Source organism: Collinsella tanakaei (assembly GCF_021531055.1).
Lineage (GTDB): Bacteria > Actinomycetota > Coriobacteriia > Coriobacteriales > Coriobacteriaceae > Collinsella > Collinsella tanakaei_B.
The window spans coordinates 24585-41334 of sequence record NZ_JADYTL010000004.1 but is presented as its reverse complement, the minus strand read 5'-3'; the positions used below and the strand labels follow the sequence as shown (position 1 = coordinate 41334).

The 16750-nt window shown below is 65.0% G+C and carries 11 protein-coding genes; 3 read left to right on the top strand and 8 right to left on the bottom strand.

The annotated features are described in order from the left end of the window. Positions 1 to 446: 446 nt before the first annotated feature. Positions 447 to 1076, bottom strand: coding sequence for a recombinase family protein (locus tag I6E04_RS04880; protein WP_235422045.1), 630 nt, complete (start codon positions 1074 to 1076; stop codon positions 447 to 449). Positions 1077 to 1462: 386 nt separating this feature from the next. Further along, a complete protein-coding gene (locus I6E04_RS04875; protein WP_235422044.1) occupies positions 1463 to 3997 on the bottom strand; it encodes an excinuclease ABC subunit UvrA in 2535 nt (844 codons plus the stop codon). 223 nt (positions 3998 to 4220) lie between these two features. Here I6E04_RS04875 and I6E04_RS04870 point away from each other — a divergent pair, with 223 nt between their 5' ends. From I6E04_RS04870 to I6E04_RS04860, 3 genes are all read left to right on the top strand, one after another. Continuing rightward, positions 4221 to 5204, top strand: coding sequence for a LacI family DNA-binding transcriptional regulator (locus tag I6E04_RS04870; protein ID WP_235422043.1), 984 nt, complete (start codon positions 4221 to 4223; stop codon positions 5202 to 5204). A 311-nt stretch (positions 5205 to 5515) separates the two neighbouring features. Further along, positions 5516 to 7516 (top strand): PTS beta-glucoside transporter subunit IIBCA, encoded by a 2001-nt coding sequence (locus I6E04_RS04865; RefSeq protein ID WP_235422042.1) that lies wholly within the window; start codon positions 5516 to 5518, stop codon positions 7514 to 7516. 242 nt (positions 7517 to 7758) lie between these two features. Next, complete coding sequence (locus tag I6E04_RS04860) at positions 7759 to 9156, top strand: glycoside hydrolase family 32 protein (protein ID WP_235422041.1); 1398 nt, start codon at positions 7759 to 7761, stop codon at positions 9154 to 9156. A gap of 95 nt (positions 9157 to 9251) precedes the next feature. On the opposite strand, the gene I6E04_RS04855 is transcribed toward I6E04_RS04860, so the two are convergent. The 6 genes from I6E04_RS04855 to I6E04_RS04830 all read right to left on the bottom strand — a co-directional run bounded on the left by I6E04_RS04855 (position 9252) and on the right by I6E04_RS04830 (position 16563). Next, a complete protein-coding gene (locus tag I6E04_RS04855) occupies positions 9252 to 9842 on the bottom strand; it encodes an HdeD family acid-resistance protein (RefSeq protein ID WP_235422040.1) in 591 nt (196 codons plus the stop codon). A gap of 264 nt (positions 9843 to 10106) precedes the next feature. Next, positions 10107 to 10991, bottom strand: coding sequence for a 2-hydroxy-3-oxopropionate reductase (gene garR / locus I6E04_RS04850; protein WP_235422039.1), 885 nt, complete (start codon positions 10989 to 10991; stop codon positions 10107 to 10109). A 138-nt stretch (positions 10992 to 11129) separates the two neighbouring features. Continuing rightward, on the bottom strand, positions 11130 to 12269 hold the full coding sequence (locus tag I6E04_RS04845; protein ID WP_235422038.1) for a glycerate kinase: 1140 nt from the start codon (positions 12267 to 12269) through the stop codon (positions 11130 to 11132). 180 nt (positions 12270 to 12449) lie between these two features. Beyond that, positions 12450 to 13364: a dihydrodipicolinate synthase family protein gene (locus I6E04_RS04840; protein WP_235422037.1), complete on the bottom strand. Its 915-nt coding sequence runs from the start codon at positions 13362 to 13364 to the stop codon at positions 12450 to 12452. Positions 13365 to 13596: 232 nt separating this feature from the next. Then, a complete protein-coding gene (locus I6E04_RS04835) occupies positions 13597 to 14922 on the bottom strand; it encodes an enolase C-terminal domain-like protein (protein WP_235422036.1) in 1326 nt (441 codons plus the stop codon). A 297-nt stretch (positions 14923 to 15219) separates the two neighbouring features. Then, positions 15220 to 16563: an enolase C-terminal domain-like protein gene (locus I6E04_RS04830; protein WP_235422035.1), complete on the bottom strand. Its 1344-nt coding sequence runs from the start codon at positions 16561 to 16563 to the stop codon at positions 15220 to 15222. Between the last annotated feature and the right edge of the window lie 187 nt (positions 16564 to 16750).

Genomic DNA, 16750 nt, shown 5'->3' with positions numbered 1-16750 from the left:
TTCCCCCGCGTTCGCAAAAGCAGACTTTTTTGAGACGGGGGTCTAAACTCGATGAACGAGAAGTTGAAGGGACGATTCTCTCGATTTTCCGTATGAGACGTCGGTTCGATGCGGAAGTCGGATGGGTTGGACCACACGATAGACGAGTTCAAAAAAGTCTACTTTTTTTTACAAATCCCCTCGAACGTTTCGGCCGAATGGCGCGGCTTTCCTGCGGTTATTCCGTTTGCGCACCGCGTGTTTCGATTTAGTGTCGCGGCATGCATGAGGTGTCGACGCATCTCGACAAGCGGGGAGGTCGCTTGGCAGCGCGCTGCATAGACCCCCTCGGTGTGTTTATGCGAGATACATCCATACTGTTTTACGTGTTGTAGTTCACCCGGCGCGTGCGCGTCAGATGTAGTTGGCACCCTCGTGGGCGGCGGACACCGTCTGGCACCCTACCCCTACCGGCTTGCGCACGACGGCTCGGCCGTCTGGTCCTCCTTGAGCCATCGCCGTAAGGTATTGCGGCAGACTCCCAGCTGACGCGCCGCCTCGACCTGCGTGAGCTCGCCGCATGCGATTCGATCGCGAATGCCCTCCCAGTCCGCGGGCGGCTGCTTGCGTGGGCGGCCGAACTTGGCGCCGCGTGCCTTTGCCGCCGCGATCCCTTCCGCCTGGCGCTGATGGATGTTCTCGCGCTCGACCTGCGCGATATAACTCAGCAGCTGCAATACGACGTCCGAGATGAACTGGCCGGTCAGGTCGCGCCCCTCCGTCGACGTGCCGCGCGTGTCGAGCAGCGGCATATCGAGCACCACGACGTCCACGCCCAAATCGCGCGTGAGGCTGTGCCATTGGTCGAGGATCTCGGCGTAGTTGCGGCCCAAACGATCGATGCTTTTGACCACCAGCACGTCGCCCGCCTGCATCTTGCGGACAAGCGCCTGATACCGCGGTCGGTCGAAAGTCGCCCCCGTGCATTTGTCGACATAGATGGATTCGGGGCTTAGCGGAAACGCCTGCAGCGCATCAAGCTGGCGGTTGAGATTCTGGTCACGCGACGACACACGGGCATAGCCGTAGCTTTTCATACGAGCGGTCCTTTCGGGTGCTTTCTGTTCTTGGCTACGGTGCTTGTGCCCCGCACATATATAGAACGCGATGTCGCAAACGAGCATAACGAGTTCCGCACATCCTCAGCTCGAAGGGCATCTGCGCTCTACTACAGTTTGTTCAACTTTTTTAGTCAACTTTTTTGAGTAAAGTGGGCCGAACGACGACGATGTGAACGTAGAAGACCCCCCAGGGGGGTTATTTTGATGTATCAACTCGATGCCTAGGGCATGTTTCCCGCACGGGGCCTCGCCCGTAGAAAAACCCCGGGGGTTATTTTGCACGGAGCCATGTGCGACATGGCTCCGTGTAAAATAACCCCCGGGGTTTTTCTACGGGCGAGGTGGGAAAAAAGTGCCTGTCCCTATTTTTCCAGCTCTTCTGCGATGTAGCGGCCGGTGATGCTGTCGGGGCAAGCGGCAACTTGCTCGGGCGTGCCCGCGCACACGATGCGGCCGCCGTCCTCTCCCCCGCCGGGCCCCATGTCGATCACGTAGTCGGCGTTGACGATCATATCCAAGTCGTGCTCGATCACCACCACGGTCGCCCCATTGTCGATCAGCCGCTGCAGTACGCACAGCAGCACCTCGACATCGAGCGGATGCAGACCGATCGTGGGCTCGTCGAACACGAACAGGGCATCGTCCTGCCGGCGCGTGAGCTCGCTTGCCAGCTTGAGCCGTTGCGCCTCGCCGCCCGACAGCGCCGGCGTGGCCTCGCCGAGCGTCAGGTAACCGAGTCCCAGATCGTGCAACACCTGGAGCTTTGCCTTGACGGTGCGCAGGCCCGTCTCGGCCAGCGCCTCGCTTGCCTGGTCGACGGTGTAGGACAGCAGCTCGGGCAGGGAGATGTCGCCTGCGAGCTTGATGGCGTCGGCCTCCTTCGCGTAGCGCGTGCCGCCACAGTCCGGGCACGGGATGTCGACGTCCGGCAGGAACTGCACATCGAGCGAGATCTGCCCCGTGCCGTCGCACGTCGGACAGCGCAGCGAGCCGGTGTTGTACGAGAAGGCGCCCGCCTTGAGACCGCGCTCGCGCGCCTCGGGCAGCTTGGCGTACGCACGCCGCAGGTCGTCCAGGACACCGGAATACGTGCCGACCGTCGAGCGCACGTTCGCGCCGATCGGCGTGGCGTCGATCAGGTTCGCACGCGCGATGCCGCCCGGCTCGCACCTGCGCACATGCTCCGGCAACGGTAACAAAACCCCAGGGGTTTTTTGACATTGCTGGCACTGGGCTCGCAGCGCGGGGATCAGACTCTCCAGCACGAGCGTGGTCTTGCCGGAGCCCGATACGCCCGTGACCGCCGTGAGGCGCCCGCGCGGAATCCGCACCTCCAGGGGCTTGACCGTATGGATCGCACCGGTCTCAAGCTCGATCGCGCCCGCGGAGAACACCTCGGCGGCATCGACGCGCTCCCGCACCCGCACGCGTCGTTCGCCCGACAAAAACGGCCCGATCCGCGTGGCGGGCGAAGCCTCCACCTGCGCCACCGTGCCCTGCGCGATAATCTGCCCACCGTCGGCACCCGAACCGGGACCGATCTCGATCAAGTGGTCCGCATGGCGCAGCGCGCGCACGTCGTGGTCCACGAGCACCACCGAGTTGCCGTCGGCGAGCAGGTCGTCCACCACGCCGAGCAGACCCTCGACGTTGGACGGATGCAGGCCGATCGACGGTTCGTCCAGCACGTAGAGCACCCCGCAGGTGCGGTTACGCACGGCACGGGCGAGCTGCACGCGCTGGCGCTCGCCGGTCGAGAGCGTCGAGCTCGCGCGGTCGAGCGACAGATATCCCAAGCCGAGCTGCTGCAGCCGCTCCATGGGTTCGGCCATCTCGGCGCAGATGGCGCGCGCCATGGATCGCATGTCCTCCGGAACGAGCGAGGGCACCGTCGGCACCCAGATCGCCAGTTCGTCGAGCGTCATGGCGGTGACGTCCGCCAGCGTCATGCCGTCGACAAGCGAGCCGCGGGCGCGCTCGGACAGGCGCGTGCCGCCGCAGTCCGGGCAGCTCTCCTCGCGCAGGAAGCGCGACACGCGCGCCAGGCCCTTCTCGTCCTTGACCTTGGACAGCGCGTTTTCCACCGTGTAGACCGCGTTGAAGTACGTGAAGTCCAGCTCGGCGAAGTCGTTACCCTTCTTGGGCTGGTACAGGATGTGCTTTTTGACCGCCGGCCCGTGGAACACGATGTCTCGCTCCTCGGGCGTGAGCTCGCAAAACGGCACGTTCGTGCGCACGCCCATCGCGCCACACACCTGCTTCATGAGATCCCACATGAGCGAACCCCACGGCAGCACCGCGCCGTCGTCGATGGAGATGCTCTCGTCCGGCACGAGGCTCGCCTCGTCCACGCGGCGCACGATCCCCGTGCCGCCGCAGGTCGGGCACGCGCCGCCGCTGTTGAAGGCGAGGTCCTCCGCGCCCGGCCCCATGAACTGCACGCCGCAGACAGGACAGGTCGTCATCTGCCCGAGGGCAACATCCATGGACGGCGGCACGTGATGGCCGTTAGGGCACACGTGGCTGCCTAGGCGCGAGAACAGCAGACGCAGGTAGTTGAGTAGCTCGGTGGAGGTGCCGAACGTCGAATGCACACCGGGGATACCCGGACGCTGGCGCAGGGCGAGCGCGGCGGGCACGTGCAGCACCTCGTCGACCGTGGCGCGACCGGTCTGGGAGATGCGTCGGCGCGTGTAGGTGGACAGCGCGTCCAGGTAGCGGCGCGACCCTTCCGCATAGAGCGTGCCGAGCGCGAGCGAGCTTTTGCCCGAGCCGGACACGCCGGCGATGCCCACCAGCCGGTTCAGCGGGATGCTCACATCGATGTTCTTGAGGTTGTGCACGCGGGCTCCGCGCACCTCGATATGCGTCGGCTGCTCGTACCGTTCACGCTCCATGGCCTCTCCTTTCGCAATGAATCAAGTATAGAACGCGATCGGGGCGGACAGCCTTCCGGGGTTGGTTGGGGACGTGTTCCCTCCAACCCATCATGGGTTGTGGGGAACACGTCCCCAAGTAACCCACGCTCGATCCTTCCGCTTCAACCGATAGCTGTCCGGCCCCTTTCGGCGGTTTTGTCGGTTGCGTTACAATCCTCACAACCTGGAAGGAGGACGGGGCATGGATATCAACCAGATCGCGCAGATGGCAGGAGTCTCTCGGGCGACCGTCTCGCGCTACCTGAACGACGGCTACGTCTCGCAGGAGAAACGCGCCGCCATCAAACGCGTGATCGACAAGACCGGTTACGTCCCTTCCCGCCAGGCGAAGACGCTACGCACCGGCAAGACCGACGTCGTGGGCGTCATCATCCCCAAGATCAACTCCGCCTCCATCTCGCGCATGGTCGCCGGCATCTCGTCGGTCTTGAACGACGCCGGCTACCAGATCCTGCTCGCCAACACGGACAACGACGCCGCGCGCGAGGTCGACTTCATGCGGCTGTTCACCGAGCGCCGGCAGGTGGACGGCATCATCCTGATCGCGACGGTCTTCACCCCGGAGCACCTCGCCGCCATGGAGGGGCTCCACGTGCCCATCGTCGTGCTCGACCAGAACCTGTCGGGCTACTCCTGCGTGCACCAGGACGATTACCGCGCCATGCACGACATCGCCGAGCTCGTGCTCGCGAACGCGCAGCACCCAGGGTACATCGGCGTGCTCGAGGAGGACGTTTCCGCCGGCGAGATGCGCCATCGCGGTTTTGTGGACGCCTGCGCCGAGCATGGCATCGACGTGCCCGACGACGCACAGCAGCGTGCCGAGTTCACCGTGGACTCGGGCTATTCGTGCGCCGAGGCCATCATGCAGGCGCACCCCGACACCGACGCCCTCGTGTGCGCGACCGATTCCATCGCCTACGGCGCTCTCACCTACCTGCGCGAACACGGTATCCGCGTGCCGGAGGACGTGCAGGTGACCGGCGTGGGCGACGGCGAGCTGTCGCAGGTCGTGATGCCCCGCCTGACCACGGTGCACCATCATTACAAGACCTCCGGCGTCGAGGCCGCCAAGATGCTGCTCGGCATCATGACGGGCGACGACTCCATCCCGCGCGAGATCAAGATGGGCTACGAGGTCGTCGAACGCGCCTCGACGCGCTAACGCGACAACCGACAAGATGGTGCCAGGTTCAAACTTGTCGTGACAAGATGGGGCCAGGTTCAAACTTGTCGCCAAGATGGGGCGGCCGACAAGTTTGAACCCGGCCCCATCTTGTCGAACCCGGCCCCATCTTGTCGCAAACTTGTCAGTCGAACAAATTGCCATCCACCGATTGTTTGCTACCGTTCATGACTGGAATCGATTTCATATAGTGATACCAGAGGCGTTTGTAGTATCACGGTAAATGTGAGAACGATTACACATGAGAACGTTCCCGCCTAACGAGGAAGCCATCGAAGAAAGGGGTTTCAATGGCTCTCGACTATACCAAAGCCGCCCAGGAGATCTTGGACGCGATCGGCGGCCCGGACAACGTCGTCTCGGCCGCGCATTGCGCGACGCGCCTGCGCCTGGTGCTCGCCGACGACTCGAAGGTCGACCAGGCAGCCGTCGACAACGCCGACGGCGCGAAGGGCAACTTCAAGGCGTCCGGCCAGCTGCAGGTCATCTACGGCACGGGCACGGTGAACAAAGTCTACGACGAGTTCATCGCGCTCGGTCACATCAGCGCCGCCACGAAGGCCGAGGCCAAGGCTGCGGCCGCCGAGCAGCAGAAGAACCCGTTCATGCGCGCCATCAAGCTGCTGGGTGACGTCTTCGTCCCCATCATCCCGGCGATCGTAGCCTCCGGCCTGCTGCTCGGTATCATGAGCGCCCTGTCATTCATGGATTCCAACGGCTTCATCACGCTCAGCACCGACAACGCGTGGTACCAGATCCTGAATCTCGTCTCCAACACGGCGTTCACGTTCCTGCAGATCCTGATCGGCTACTCCGCCGCCAGCGCCTTCGGGGCCAACCCGTACCTCGGCGCGGTCATGGGCATGCTGCTCATCAACCCGGGCCTGCAAAACGCCAACACCGTGGCAACGGAGGGCGTGCAGCAGACCTACGCCGTGATCCCCGGCCTGTACTCCATCGAATGGACCGGCTACCAGGGCCATGTCATCCCCATCGTCATCGCCGCCGGCATCCTCGCCTTTATCGAGAAGCGCCTGCACAAGGTCGTACCCGAGGCCTTCGACCTGTTCGTGACGCCGCTCGTGTCCGTGGCGGCGACCGCCTACATCACCATGCTCGCCGTCGGCCCCATCTTCGTCTGGGCCGAGAACGCCATTCTCGGCGGCATCCAGTTCCTGCTCACGCTGCCGCTCGGCTTGGGCTCGCTCATCATGGGCGCCCTCTACGCCCCCACCGTGGTCACCGGCATCCATCAGATGTACACCACCATCGACCTCGGCCAGATCGCGACGTACGGCGTGACCTACTGGCTGCCGCTGGCATCGGCCGCCAACATCGGCCAGGCCGGCGCTGCGCTCGCCGTCGCACTCAAGACCCGCGACGTCAAGATCCGCTCGCTCGCCCTGCCCTCCTCGCTCTCCGCGTTCATGGGCATCACCGAACCCGCCATCTTCGGCGTGAACCTGCGTTTCTTCAAGCCCTTCATCGCCGGTTGCATCGGCGGCGGTCTGGGCGCCATGTTCGCCTCGATCGTGGGCCTCGCCGCGGCCGGCACAGGCGTCACCGGTATCTTCGGCATCCTGCTGTGCCTGAACCAGCCTATCCAGTACATCATCATGTTCGCTATCGCCGGTCTAGTCGCCTTCGGCCTGTCCTACATGCTCTATCGCGATGAGACGCCGAACGCTGAGGCCGTCCAGGCGGAGCCCACGACGAACGCGACCGTCCAAGCATCCGTCAACGCCACCGCTCGCGACGAAGCCGAGGCCGCCGCGGTGTCCGCTGCCGCAGCAGATGCCGCCATCGCCGCGGTGAACGGCAGCGTCGCATCCGACGTCCAGCCCGCGACCATCGTCTCCCCCATGGCGGGCACGGCGATTCCCATGAAGGAGGTCTCGGATCCGGTCTTTGCCAGCGAGGCCATGGGTGCCGGCATCGCCATCGTGCCGAGCGAGGGCACGCTGCACGCGCCCGCCGACGGCAAGGTGATCGTTCTCGCGGACACCGGTCACGCCGTGGGCGTGATGACCGACGCCGGCACCGAGATCCTCATGCACATCGGCATCGATACCGTTGGGTTGGAGGGCAAGCCGTTCGCCCCGCACGTCAAGGTGGGCGACCATGTGAGGGCCGGACAGCCGCTCATGGACGTCGACCTCGCCTACATCAAGGCGCAGGGACTCGATACCGTGACCCCGATCATCATCACCAACACCGCGGCGTACGAGGCCGTCGAGCCCTGCGCGAGCGGCGATGTGACCGTGGGTGATCCGATCATCAAGGTTCACTAACCCCTTCTGGGCCGCCGGGCGAGGATGCGTATGAGCGCGGAGGCGCCCGGCGGCCGTGTGCGTGTGAGCGAAGACCGGCTCAGGCAGCGATCCGCGAGCATCACGCTGTGCAACCGCCGTTCGTCATGCCCCGTCCGCCACGACGACCGCCTGACTTGGGCTCGCACGAATGGGTTGAAACGAACACGTCCCCAACCAACCCAACCATCCGTCCCCAACCATCCACCACTGAGGAGAAGACCATGGCAACCGATCGCTGGAAACCCGGCTTTCACCTAGCGCCACCGACCGGCTGGCTCAACGACCCCAACGGCCTGTGCCAGTTCCGCGGTGTCTACCATGTGTTCCACCAGTACAGCCCCGATTGGCCCGCGCCGGACGCGCCGCGCGGCTGGGGGCACGCCACGAGCACCGACCTCGTCCGGTGGCATCATCACGGCATGGTCATCTCGCCGGACACGCCCGACGAGACCTCCGGGTCGTACTCAGGGTGCGCCGTCGTGGTGCCCCACGCCGCAAGCGACGGTGGCAACCTGTTGCGGTTGTACTACACCGGCAACGTCAAGGAGCCCGGTGCATTCGACTACGTGCATGACGGCCGGCGTGCCACGCAGATCCTCGTCGAGAGCGAGGACGGCAGAGCGCTCGGCCCCAAGCGGCCGCTCCTGCGCGAGGCGGACTATCCCTCCTGGTGCACGCGCCACGTGCGCGATCCCAAAGTATGGCGCGACGACAAGGGCATGTGGTGGATGCTGCTGGGCGCGCGCGACACCGACGATCGCGGGCGGCTGCTCGTTCTGCGTTCTGCGGATGGCCTTGCCTGGAGCGCTGCCGGCGACATCCGCCCCGACGCGCCGTTCGGCTTTATGTGGGAATGCCCCGACCGGATCGCGCTCGACGGGCATGTCTATCTGTCCTACTGTCCACAGGGCATGGCCGACCGCCTTTGGGCCCACGGCATGCGCGACCAAGCAGGGTACGTTGCGCTCGAGGGCGGCCGGGATGTCGGCTCGGGCACCACGGTGCTTCCCACCTCGAAATTCACGCTGTGGGATCACGGGTTCGATTTCTATGCACCGCAAACGTTCGTCGATGACCATGATCGCACGCTGCTCATCGGCTGGATGGGCATGCCCGAAGCACCGTTCACGAGCGCGCCGGATGGCCTTTCCTGGTGCCACTGCCTCACCGTGCCGCGCGTGCTTTCGCGCGCCGAGGATGGGAGCATCGCGCAGCAACCCGCACCCGAGCTGGACGCGCTGCATGCGGGCGAGGCGCTCCGCTGCCCGTCCGGCACCAGCGTCTTGGAAGCCCACCGTGCCGACGTGCGGATCGAGGGCATCGAAGGGCCGTTCTTTATCAAGCTCGACGGCGCGCTCGAAATCGGCTTCGACGGGCACGAGCTCATCATGCGCTTTGCGGACCCCCACGGGGTCGGCGCAGGCCGCACCGAGCGCCGCTGCCCCATCGACGCCATGCGCGACCTGCGCATCCTTATCGACGAATCGACGGTCGAGGTCTTTGCGAACGGAGGGTGCGCAACCATGACGACACGCTGGTTCCCCCGCGCCGACGAGCTCTCCGTCACCCTCGAGGGATCATGCCGCACGGCGCACGCCTGGAAGATGGCACGAAGCTGATCCCGACTCACACGGAAAGGGCCCCGCGCATGGGGACACGCGGGGCCCGACAGAAAGGGGGACAAGGTTGAAAGTCGGCGGCAGGCGCTATGCCCCTACCGCTCGATACGCTTGAGCGTGAACGCCTCGATGATGAGGGTGATGCCGGCGACGATCAGGTACGCCGCGATCACGTAGGTGAGCACGATGCTCGAGAACATCGGCATCAGGATGAACACGACGCCGAGGACGATGTTGATGACGCCCGTCACGGTACCGGCACCGGCGCAGGGCAGCTGGAAGTACTTCATCTGGCGCGCGAACGTCAGGCGCTCGAACCCCGTCACGATGAACAGGAACGCCAGCAAAAACACGAGCGTGCTCGCCGTGAGGTACGCGGGAAGCGTCAGGAACAACACGCCGAGCAGGGCGTTGAGCACGCCGGACACCGCAAGGGTGGAGCTGCGGAAGAACTCGGGCGTGCCGAAGTAGGACGCCACCTGGCCGACACCGTGGAACAGCAGGGCGATTCCCACCGCCATCTGCATGAAGGCGTACAGACTGTACGGGGCCACGGCGCTCAGCACGCCGGCGAGTACCAGCACGATACCGAGCACGATCATCCAGATCTTGGCTCGATGGACGCCGGTGTTCCACCGGTCGACGTACTCGCGCCTGTAGTCGAAATCGGAATCATAGGGCAACATGTAAATCACCTCGGATTGGAAGGTCCGATACGCGACGGTCGCGTATCGGCGTACTCCTCTTCTACCCCATGGCCCCAAAATATGCGACTTGCGCAAAAGCATTTATATCCCCATAAGGGAATCATAAGTACTTCGTCAGATGATTCGAGGTGTCATGCCGTCGACAACTACGCCGCGGCTCCCCTGCAACGAAAATGGGCGGCACCCGATGCCCCGGGTGCCGCCCATCATGCAATGGAACGCTGTCGCGAGCGAAGCCTGGGACTAGCCCTGCAGCTTCATATCGTTGACCATCTCGTACCACTCGGCGATACCGGAGTGATCGTCCTTCTCGTGGCCGTGGGCCTTGAGGGACTGCATGATCTCCATGGCGAGCGCGGAGAACGGCGAGGACACGTTGATCTGATGCGAGGTGTCCATGACGTTCTGCAGGTCCTTGATGTGGAGCTCGATGCGGAAGCCCGGGGTGAAGTCGCCGTCGAAGATCTTCTGGGACTTCTGGTCCATGACCGTGGAGCCGGCCAGGCCGGAACGGATGGCCTCGTAGACGCGCGCCGGATCGACGCCGGCCTTCTTGGCCAGGGAGTAGGCCTCGCAGACGCCGGCGATGTTGATCGCGACGATCATCTGGTTGGCGAGCTTGGTGATGTTGCCGGCGCCGACCTCACCCACGAGGGTGACGGTGGAAGCCATGGTCTTGAGCAGATCCTCGTACTTGGCGAAGACGTCCTCCTTGCCGCCGACCATGACGGCGATGGTGCCGTCGATGGCTTTGGGCTCGCCGCCGGAGACGGGGGCGTCCAGGAAGTCGACACCGATCTCCTCGAGGCGCTTGGCAAAGTCGCGGCTCGCCAGCGGGGCGATGGAGCTCATGTCGATGACGCACTTACCGGCGGAAAGGCCCTCGGCGATGCCGTTCTCGCCGAACAGGGCGCTCTCGACGTGCGGCGAGTTGGGGAGCATGGTGATGACGACGTCGGAGTTCTCGGCGACCTCCTTGCCGCTGGCGCACGCCACGCCACCGAGCTCGACGAGGTCGTTGGCGTTCTCGATGTGGAAGTCGAACGCGTACACCGTGTGACCGGCCTTCTGGACGTTGATGGACATGGGCTTGCCCATGATGCCCAGACCGACGAATCCTACCTTCATATTGCTGTCCTTTCTCTCAAAATCTGTAACAGCCTGCCTATATTCTCACCTGTCGCCAGGTGGGAACCCCGATGGGGGTGCGACGACGGATCGCCGCGGACGCGCGCCTCGGGCACGGGCCCGTGGCGCGCCTCGTCGTTATCTACCCAAAAGCAAGGCGCGTATCGCGTTCTCGCCCGCAATCGGAACGAGAACATCGGCACGAGCGATGCTTTCGGCCAGCGTGATCGGACCGGTGGCGATGGAGAGCACCAGGTCGATGCCCGCCTCGTACACGCCGCCCAGATCGTCGGCGCGGCCGCCGACGACCGCCACCACGGGGATGCCGTGGCGCTTGGCGCGCTTGGCCACGCCGATCGGCGCCTTGCCGAATGCGGATTGCGAGTCCATGCGGCCCTCGCCGGTGATGACCAGATCGACGCCATCCATGGCATCCTCGAGCCCGATGATGTCGAGCAGCGTCTCGATGCCGCGCTGGATGCGCGCGCCGCAGAACGCCACGAGGGCGGCACCCAGGCCTCCGGCGGCACCGGAGCCGGGCACGGCGTCGACCGCGCGGCCCACGGTCGCGTTGAGGATCTCGGCGTAGCGGGCCATCCAGCCGTCGAGCTTCGTCACGTCGTCGGCGGGGATACCCTTCTGCGGACCGAACACGCACACGGCGCCATCCGGGCCGGTCAGGGGATTGGTCACATCGGTGAGCGCGATAACCTCGATGCCCTCGAGCTTGTCGGTCATCTGCGAGCAGTCGATGGATGCGAGCTCGGACAGGCCGACCAGGCCGCAGGGGATCTCCTCGCCATCGGCGTTGAGGAAGCGCACGCCCAGGGCCTTGGCCATACCGGCGCCGCCATCGCTTGTGGCGGAACCGCCCAGCCCGATATAGATGCGACGGGCCCCATGGTCGACAGCGTCCAGGATGACCTGCCCGACACCCCACGTTGACGCACGGCGGGCGTTGTCGCTGTTCTGCTCGATGAGCGTGATACCGCTGGCCTCGGCCATCTCGAGGATCGCGGTGTCCTCGCCGATGAAGCCGTAGTGCGCGACCACGGTCTCGCCGAGCGGGCCGGAGACCTCGACCTCACGGATCGTGCCGTTCGTGGCGGACACGATGGCCTCGACGGTGCCCTCGCCGCCATCGGCGATAGCGAACTTGCGGACCTCGCAGTCGGAAACCACACGGTGGATGCCCTCCTCGAGCAGGTTCGCGATGCCCATGCTGGACACGGAGCCCTTGAACGAGTCGGATGCGATCAAAACGGAAAGCTTGTCCATGGAAACCTCCTCTCGATATCGCTAGTTGAGGTGGGTGGTGCTATCGGATCGGCGGCTGTGCCGCCGCCGCTCGATGTCGGGTGCGCGGGACGCCATATAGGCAGGGACACGTCCCGCGCGCATGGAAAGGTGAGCCCGGCCGCCGCACATGAAAGCGGCCGACTCAAGAAAAGGGGAGACCTACTCGAGGTATCCGCCGGCTCGCATGGCGGCCTTCATGCCCTCCATGACGGCGCCCTCGGCGGACTCGGTGGGCAGCACCGACGGACCGACGTTCATGCCCATGAGGTTGGCCATGTCCTTGGTCGCCGCCGGGAAGCTCGCCGCGTCCTGCGACAGGCGGATGGGGTTGAGCTTGGTCTGGTACTCGAGCGAACCGGCGAGGTCGCCCTCGACGAACTTGTCGTAGATGCCGCAGACGAGCTCGGGATACATGTTGGAGGTGGAGCAGACCGCGCCCACGGCGCCGCAGCACAGGCCGGGGAACACCACGGTGTCCTTACCGGCGAACACCGCGAAGTCGATGTCGGCGGTCAGGCGGATGAGCTCCTGGAGGTTGGTGATGTCACCCGAGGAGTCCTTGATGCCCACGATGTTCTCGCAGTCGTGCGCGAGGCGGCTGATGGTGTTGCGCGTCATGGCGTAGCCGGCGCGGCCGGGGTTGCTGTAGATGAGCATCATCGTGTCGGGGATGGCCTCGGCGACCGCCTTGAAGTGGTGGTAGTTGGCCTCCTCGGTGGGATGGATGAACATCGGGGTGAGGACGGACACGGCGTCCACGCCCAGGGCGGCGGCGCGCTTGGCGAGCGCGACGGCCTTGGAGGTGCGGATGTGGCCGACACCGAAAAACACCGGGACGCGGCCGGCGGCGACCTCGAGGATCGACTTGGTGGCCTCGATCATCTCGTCGTCGTCGAACATGTAGAACTCGGAGTTGGAACCGAACGCCAGGATGCCGTCAACACCGTGCTCGATCACATAGTCGACCTGCTCGCGCAGGCGCGCGTCGTCGATCTTGCCGTCATAGGCGTCGGTCACCGGGGTGACGATGGGCACCACGATGCCCTTCAGGCGCTCGACATCGAACTTAGCCATGCTGTGCTCCTTACCGTGCATACCGAAATGCGCTGCACATTATTTTTATATGCCGCCCACATCCGCGGGCAAACAGTCTGTGTGACGAGGGCGGCGCGAATTTCCTACCAAAAAAGTAGCCTGTGTACCATGAGGCACAGGGACGTTCCGTGCACCATGCGGCATCCGGAGCATCTCCTGGTGAGCGGGACGGCCCCGGCGACCTGAGCCGCCGGAGCCGTGCGCATATCCCTTAGCGGACGAGGCAGGGACGCTTGCCGTCGAACTTCCAGCCGGGGATGAGGTACTGCATGGCGACGGCGTCGTCGCGCGTGCCGAGGTCGTTCTCGACGTAGAGCTGGTGCGCCTTCTCGAGCGCGTCGCGGTCGATCTCGATGCCGAGGCCGGGCACGTCGTAGGGCACCGCGATCTCGCCGCCCTCGATCTTGGGCGGATTCTTGGTGAGGAACTGGCCGTCCTGCCAGATCCAGTGGGTGTCGCAGGCGTTGTAGAAGCCCGGCGCGGCGGCGGCGCAGTGGGCGACCATCGCGAGCGAGATGTCGAAGTGGTTGTTGGAGTGGACGCCCCAGGTGAGGTCCATGTCGTGGCAGAGCTGCGCGACGCGGGCGGCACCCTGCATGGTCCAGAAGTGCGGGTCGGCCAGCGGGATGGAGACGGAATCCAGGCGGATGGCGGCCTTCATCTCGCGCCAGTCGGTGGCGACCATGTTGGTCGCGGTGGGCAGACCGGTCAGGCGATGGAACTCGGCCATGGTCTCACGGGCGGAGAAGCGACCCTCGGCGCCGCACGGATCCTCGCAGTAGGTCAGGATGCCGACCATGTCCTTGCAGTTCTCGACGGCCTCGGCGAGCGACCAGGCGCCGTTGGGGTCGAGGTCGATACGGGCGTTGGGGAACTCCTTCTTGAGGGCGCGGATGGCCTCGAGCTCCTCGGGGCAGGAGAAGACGCCGCCCTTGAGCTTCCAGTCCTTAAAGCCGTAGCGCTCGTACGCGGCCTTGGCGAGCTCGACGATCGCCTCGGGCGTGAGGGCCTCGTCGCGGCGGATGCGGCCCCAAGCGTCGGAGTCGTCATCATCGTGGATGTAGGGCAGGTCGGTCTTGTTGCGGTCACCGACATAGAACAGGTAGCCCAGGAAGCGCACGGAGTCGCGGACCTGGCCGTCGCCGAGCAGGGACGCCACGGGGACGTTCAGGTGCTTGCCCAGGATGTCGAGGAGCGCGGTCTCGATGGCGGTCTGGACGTGCACGGTGGTACGCAGGTCGAAGGTCTGGTCGCCACGGCCGCCGGCGTCGAGCGCGGAGTACTTGTCGTGGATGGACTTGACGATGTTCTTGTACTGACCGATGGGCTGACCGACGACCAGGTCGTCGATCTCGTTCAGGACCTCGGTGATCTTGGTGGAGCCGGGAACCTCGGAGATACCCTCGACACCCTCGGAATCGGTGAGGATCACGATGTTACGGGTGAAGTACGGGCCGTGGGCGCCGGAGAGGTTGAGCAGCATGCTGTCGTAACCAGCGACCGGATAGACCTCGATTTTCTCGATAGTGGGTACCATGTGGGCCTCCTTGTGAAAGGTTGTGCCGGGAAACGTCCCCGACGTCCGATGAGATTAATCTACCGTTCGGGAGCTGGCGCTCCCATATTCGGCAGGACATAACCGTTTCGAACGGTCGCGAGCCATATGGTCTGTGTACCATGGCCGCGCGCCGACGATGACGGCACCGCCCGATGGGCGCGGGCGCATGTGGGATGCGGGACAAAGGGGACAGTCCCCTTTGTCCCACACAGCGGCGGGTCCCCTATGTCCCACATGTCCCAAATTACTCCTGGCCCCTTTCGGGACACGTCGGAGCTAGCGCACCATCGCGGGGCGATGCGGGTCGTAGGTCCAGCCGGGGATCATCGCGTTCATGCCGCGAGCGTCGTCACGCGTGCCGCAGCCGTTGTCCACGTAGAGCTTGTGGGCGGCGTCGAGCTTGGCGCGGTCCAGGTCGATGCCCAGACCGATGCTGTCGCGCGGCACGGTCAGGCAGCCGTCGTGGAAGACCGGGGCGTTCTTGCCCAGGTGCTGGCCGTCCTGCCACATGTAGTGCGTGTCGCAGGCGTTGACGAAGCCGGGCGCGGCCGCGGCGGCGTGCGCCACCATCATGAGCGAGATGTCGAAGTGGTTGTTGGAGTGGACACCCCACGTGAGGTCCATGTCGTGGCACAGCTGCGCCACGCGCACGCAGCCCTGCATGGTCCAGAAGTGCGGGTCGGCCAGCGGGATGGTCACGGAATCCAGGCGGATGGCCGCCTTCATCTCGCGCCAGTCGGTGTCGATCATGTTGGTCGCCGTGGGCAGGCCGGTCTGGCGATGGAACTCGGCCATGGTCTCACGGCCGGAGAAGCGCCCTTCCGCACCGCATGGGTCCTCGCAGTAGGTGAGCACGCCCACCAGGTCGCGGCAGACCTCGACGGACTCGGCGAGCGACCAGGCGCCGTTGGGGTCGATCGTGATGCGGGCGTCGGGGAAGCGCTCCTTCAGGGCGCGGATGGCCTTGATCTCCTCGCGCGCGGGGAACACGCCGCCCTTGAGCTTGAAGTCGCGGAAGCCGAAGCGCTCAGCGGCGGCCTCGGCCTGATGCACGATGGCCTCGGGCGTGAGCGCCGGGTCGCGGCGGATGCGGCCCCACTCGTCCGAGTCGTCGTCGCCGTGCAGGTAGGGCCCGCCCACCACGTTGCGGTCGGCCACATAGAACAGGTAGCCCAAAAAGCGCACGTCCTCGCGCACCTGGCCGTCGCCGAGCAGTGCGGCCACCGGCACCTCGAGGTGCTTGGCGAGCAGGTCGAGCATCGGGGTCTCGATGCCCGTGATGACGTTGGTGACCTTGGAGAAGATCTGCGCGTGCGCCGTCTGCGCGCCGCCAGCGGCGGCTGCGGCGGCCATGTTGACGGACAGGAACTTCTGCGCCTCGATGAGCGTCTGCTTGAAGCGGCCGAGCGGCTTGCCCTCGACGAGCGGGATCAGGCTCTCCAGGCGCTGGGTGATGACCTCGCCGCCGGGCACCTCGCCCACGCCGGTGTAGCCGGCCGAGTCGGTCAGCACCACGATGTTGCGGGTGAAGAACGGCTCGTGCACGCCGGCCAGGTTGAGCAACGGGCTGTCGTAGCCTGCGACCGGCACGACCTCCATGCGCTCGATCTTGACGTCCATTGATTGCTCCTTTCTGTGCGCACAAGGCAAACGATGTCGGGCCGAAGCGGGCTCGTCCCCAACGGTCTGACAATGGGTTGAAACGAACACGTCCCCAACCATCCACCAACCATCCCCCAACCATCCATGGGTTGGAAGGAACACGTCCCCGATCATCCGCCTGGCGTACGTAGTAGAAAGGCCCGAT

Coding starts and splice junctions, on each gene's coding strand:
- I6E04_RS04875 (WP_235422044.1), bottom strand. CDS start 3,997: ATGGAGCGTGAACGGTACGAGCAGCCGACGCATATCGAGGTGCGCGGA.
- I6E04_RS04840 (WP_235422037.1), bottom strand. CDS start 13,364: ATGGCTAAGTTCGATGTCGAGCGCCTGAAGGGCATCGTGGTGCCCATC.
- I6E04_RS04845 (WP_235422038.1), bottom strand. CDS start 12,269: ATGGACAAGCTTTCCGTTTTGATCGCATCCGACTCGTTCAAGGGCTCC.
- I6E04_RS04880 (WP_235422045.1), bottom strand. CDS start 1,076: ATGAAAAGCTACGGCTATGCCCGTGTGTCGTCGCGTGACCAGAATCTC.
- I6E04_RS04835 (WP_235422036.1), bottom strand. CDS start 14,922: ATGGTACCCACTATCGAGAAAATCGAGGTCTATCCGGTCGCTGGTTAC.
- I6E04_RS04830 (WP_235422035.1), bottom strand. CDS start 16,563: ATGGACGTCAAGATCGAGCGCATGGAGGTCGTGCCGGTCGCAGGCTAC.
- garR (WP_235422039.1), bottom strand. CDS start 10,991: ATGAAGGTAGGATTCGTCGGTCTGGGCATCATGGGCAAGCCCATGTCC.
- I6E04_RS04860 (WP_235422041.1), top strand. CDS start 7,759: ATGGCAACCGATCGCTGGAAACCCGGCTTTCACCTAGCGCCACCGACC.
- I6E04_RS04855 (WP_235422040.1), bottom strand. CDS start 9,842: ATGTTGCCCTATGATTCCGATTTCGACTACAGGCGCGAGTACGTCGAC.
- I6E04_RS04870 (WP_235422043.1), top strand. CDS start 4,221: ATGGATATCAACCAGATCGCGCAGATGGCAGGAGTCTCTCGGGCGACC.
- I6E04_RS04865 (WP_235422042.1), top strand. CDS start 5,516: ATGGCTCTCGACTATACCAAAGCCGCCCAGGAGATCTTGGACGCGATC.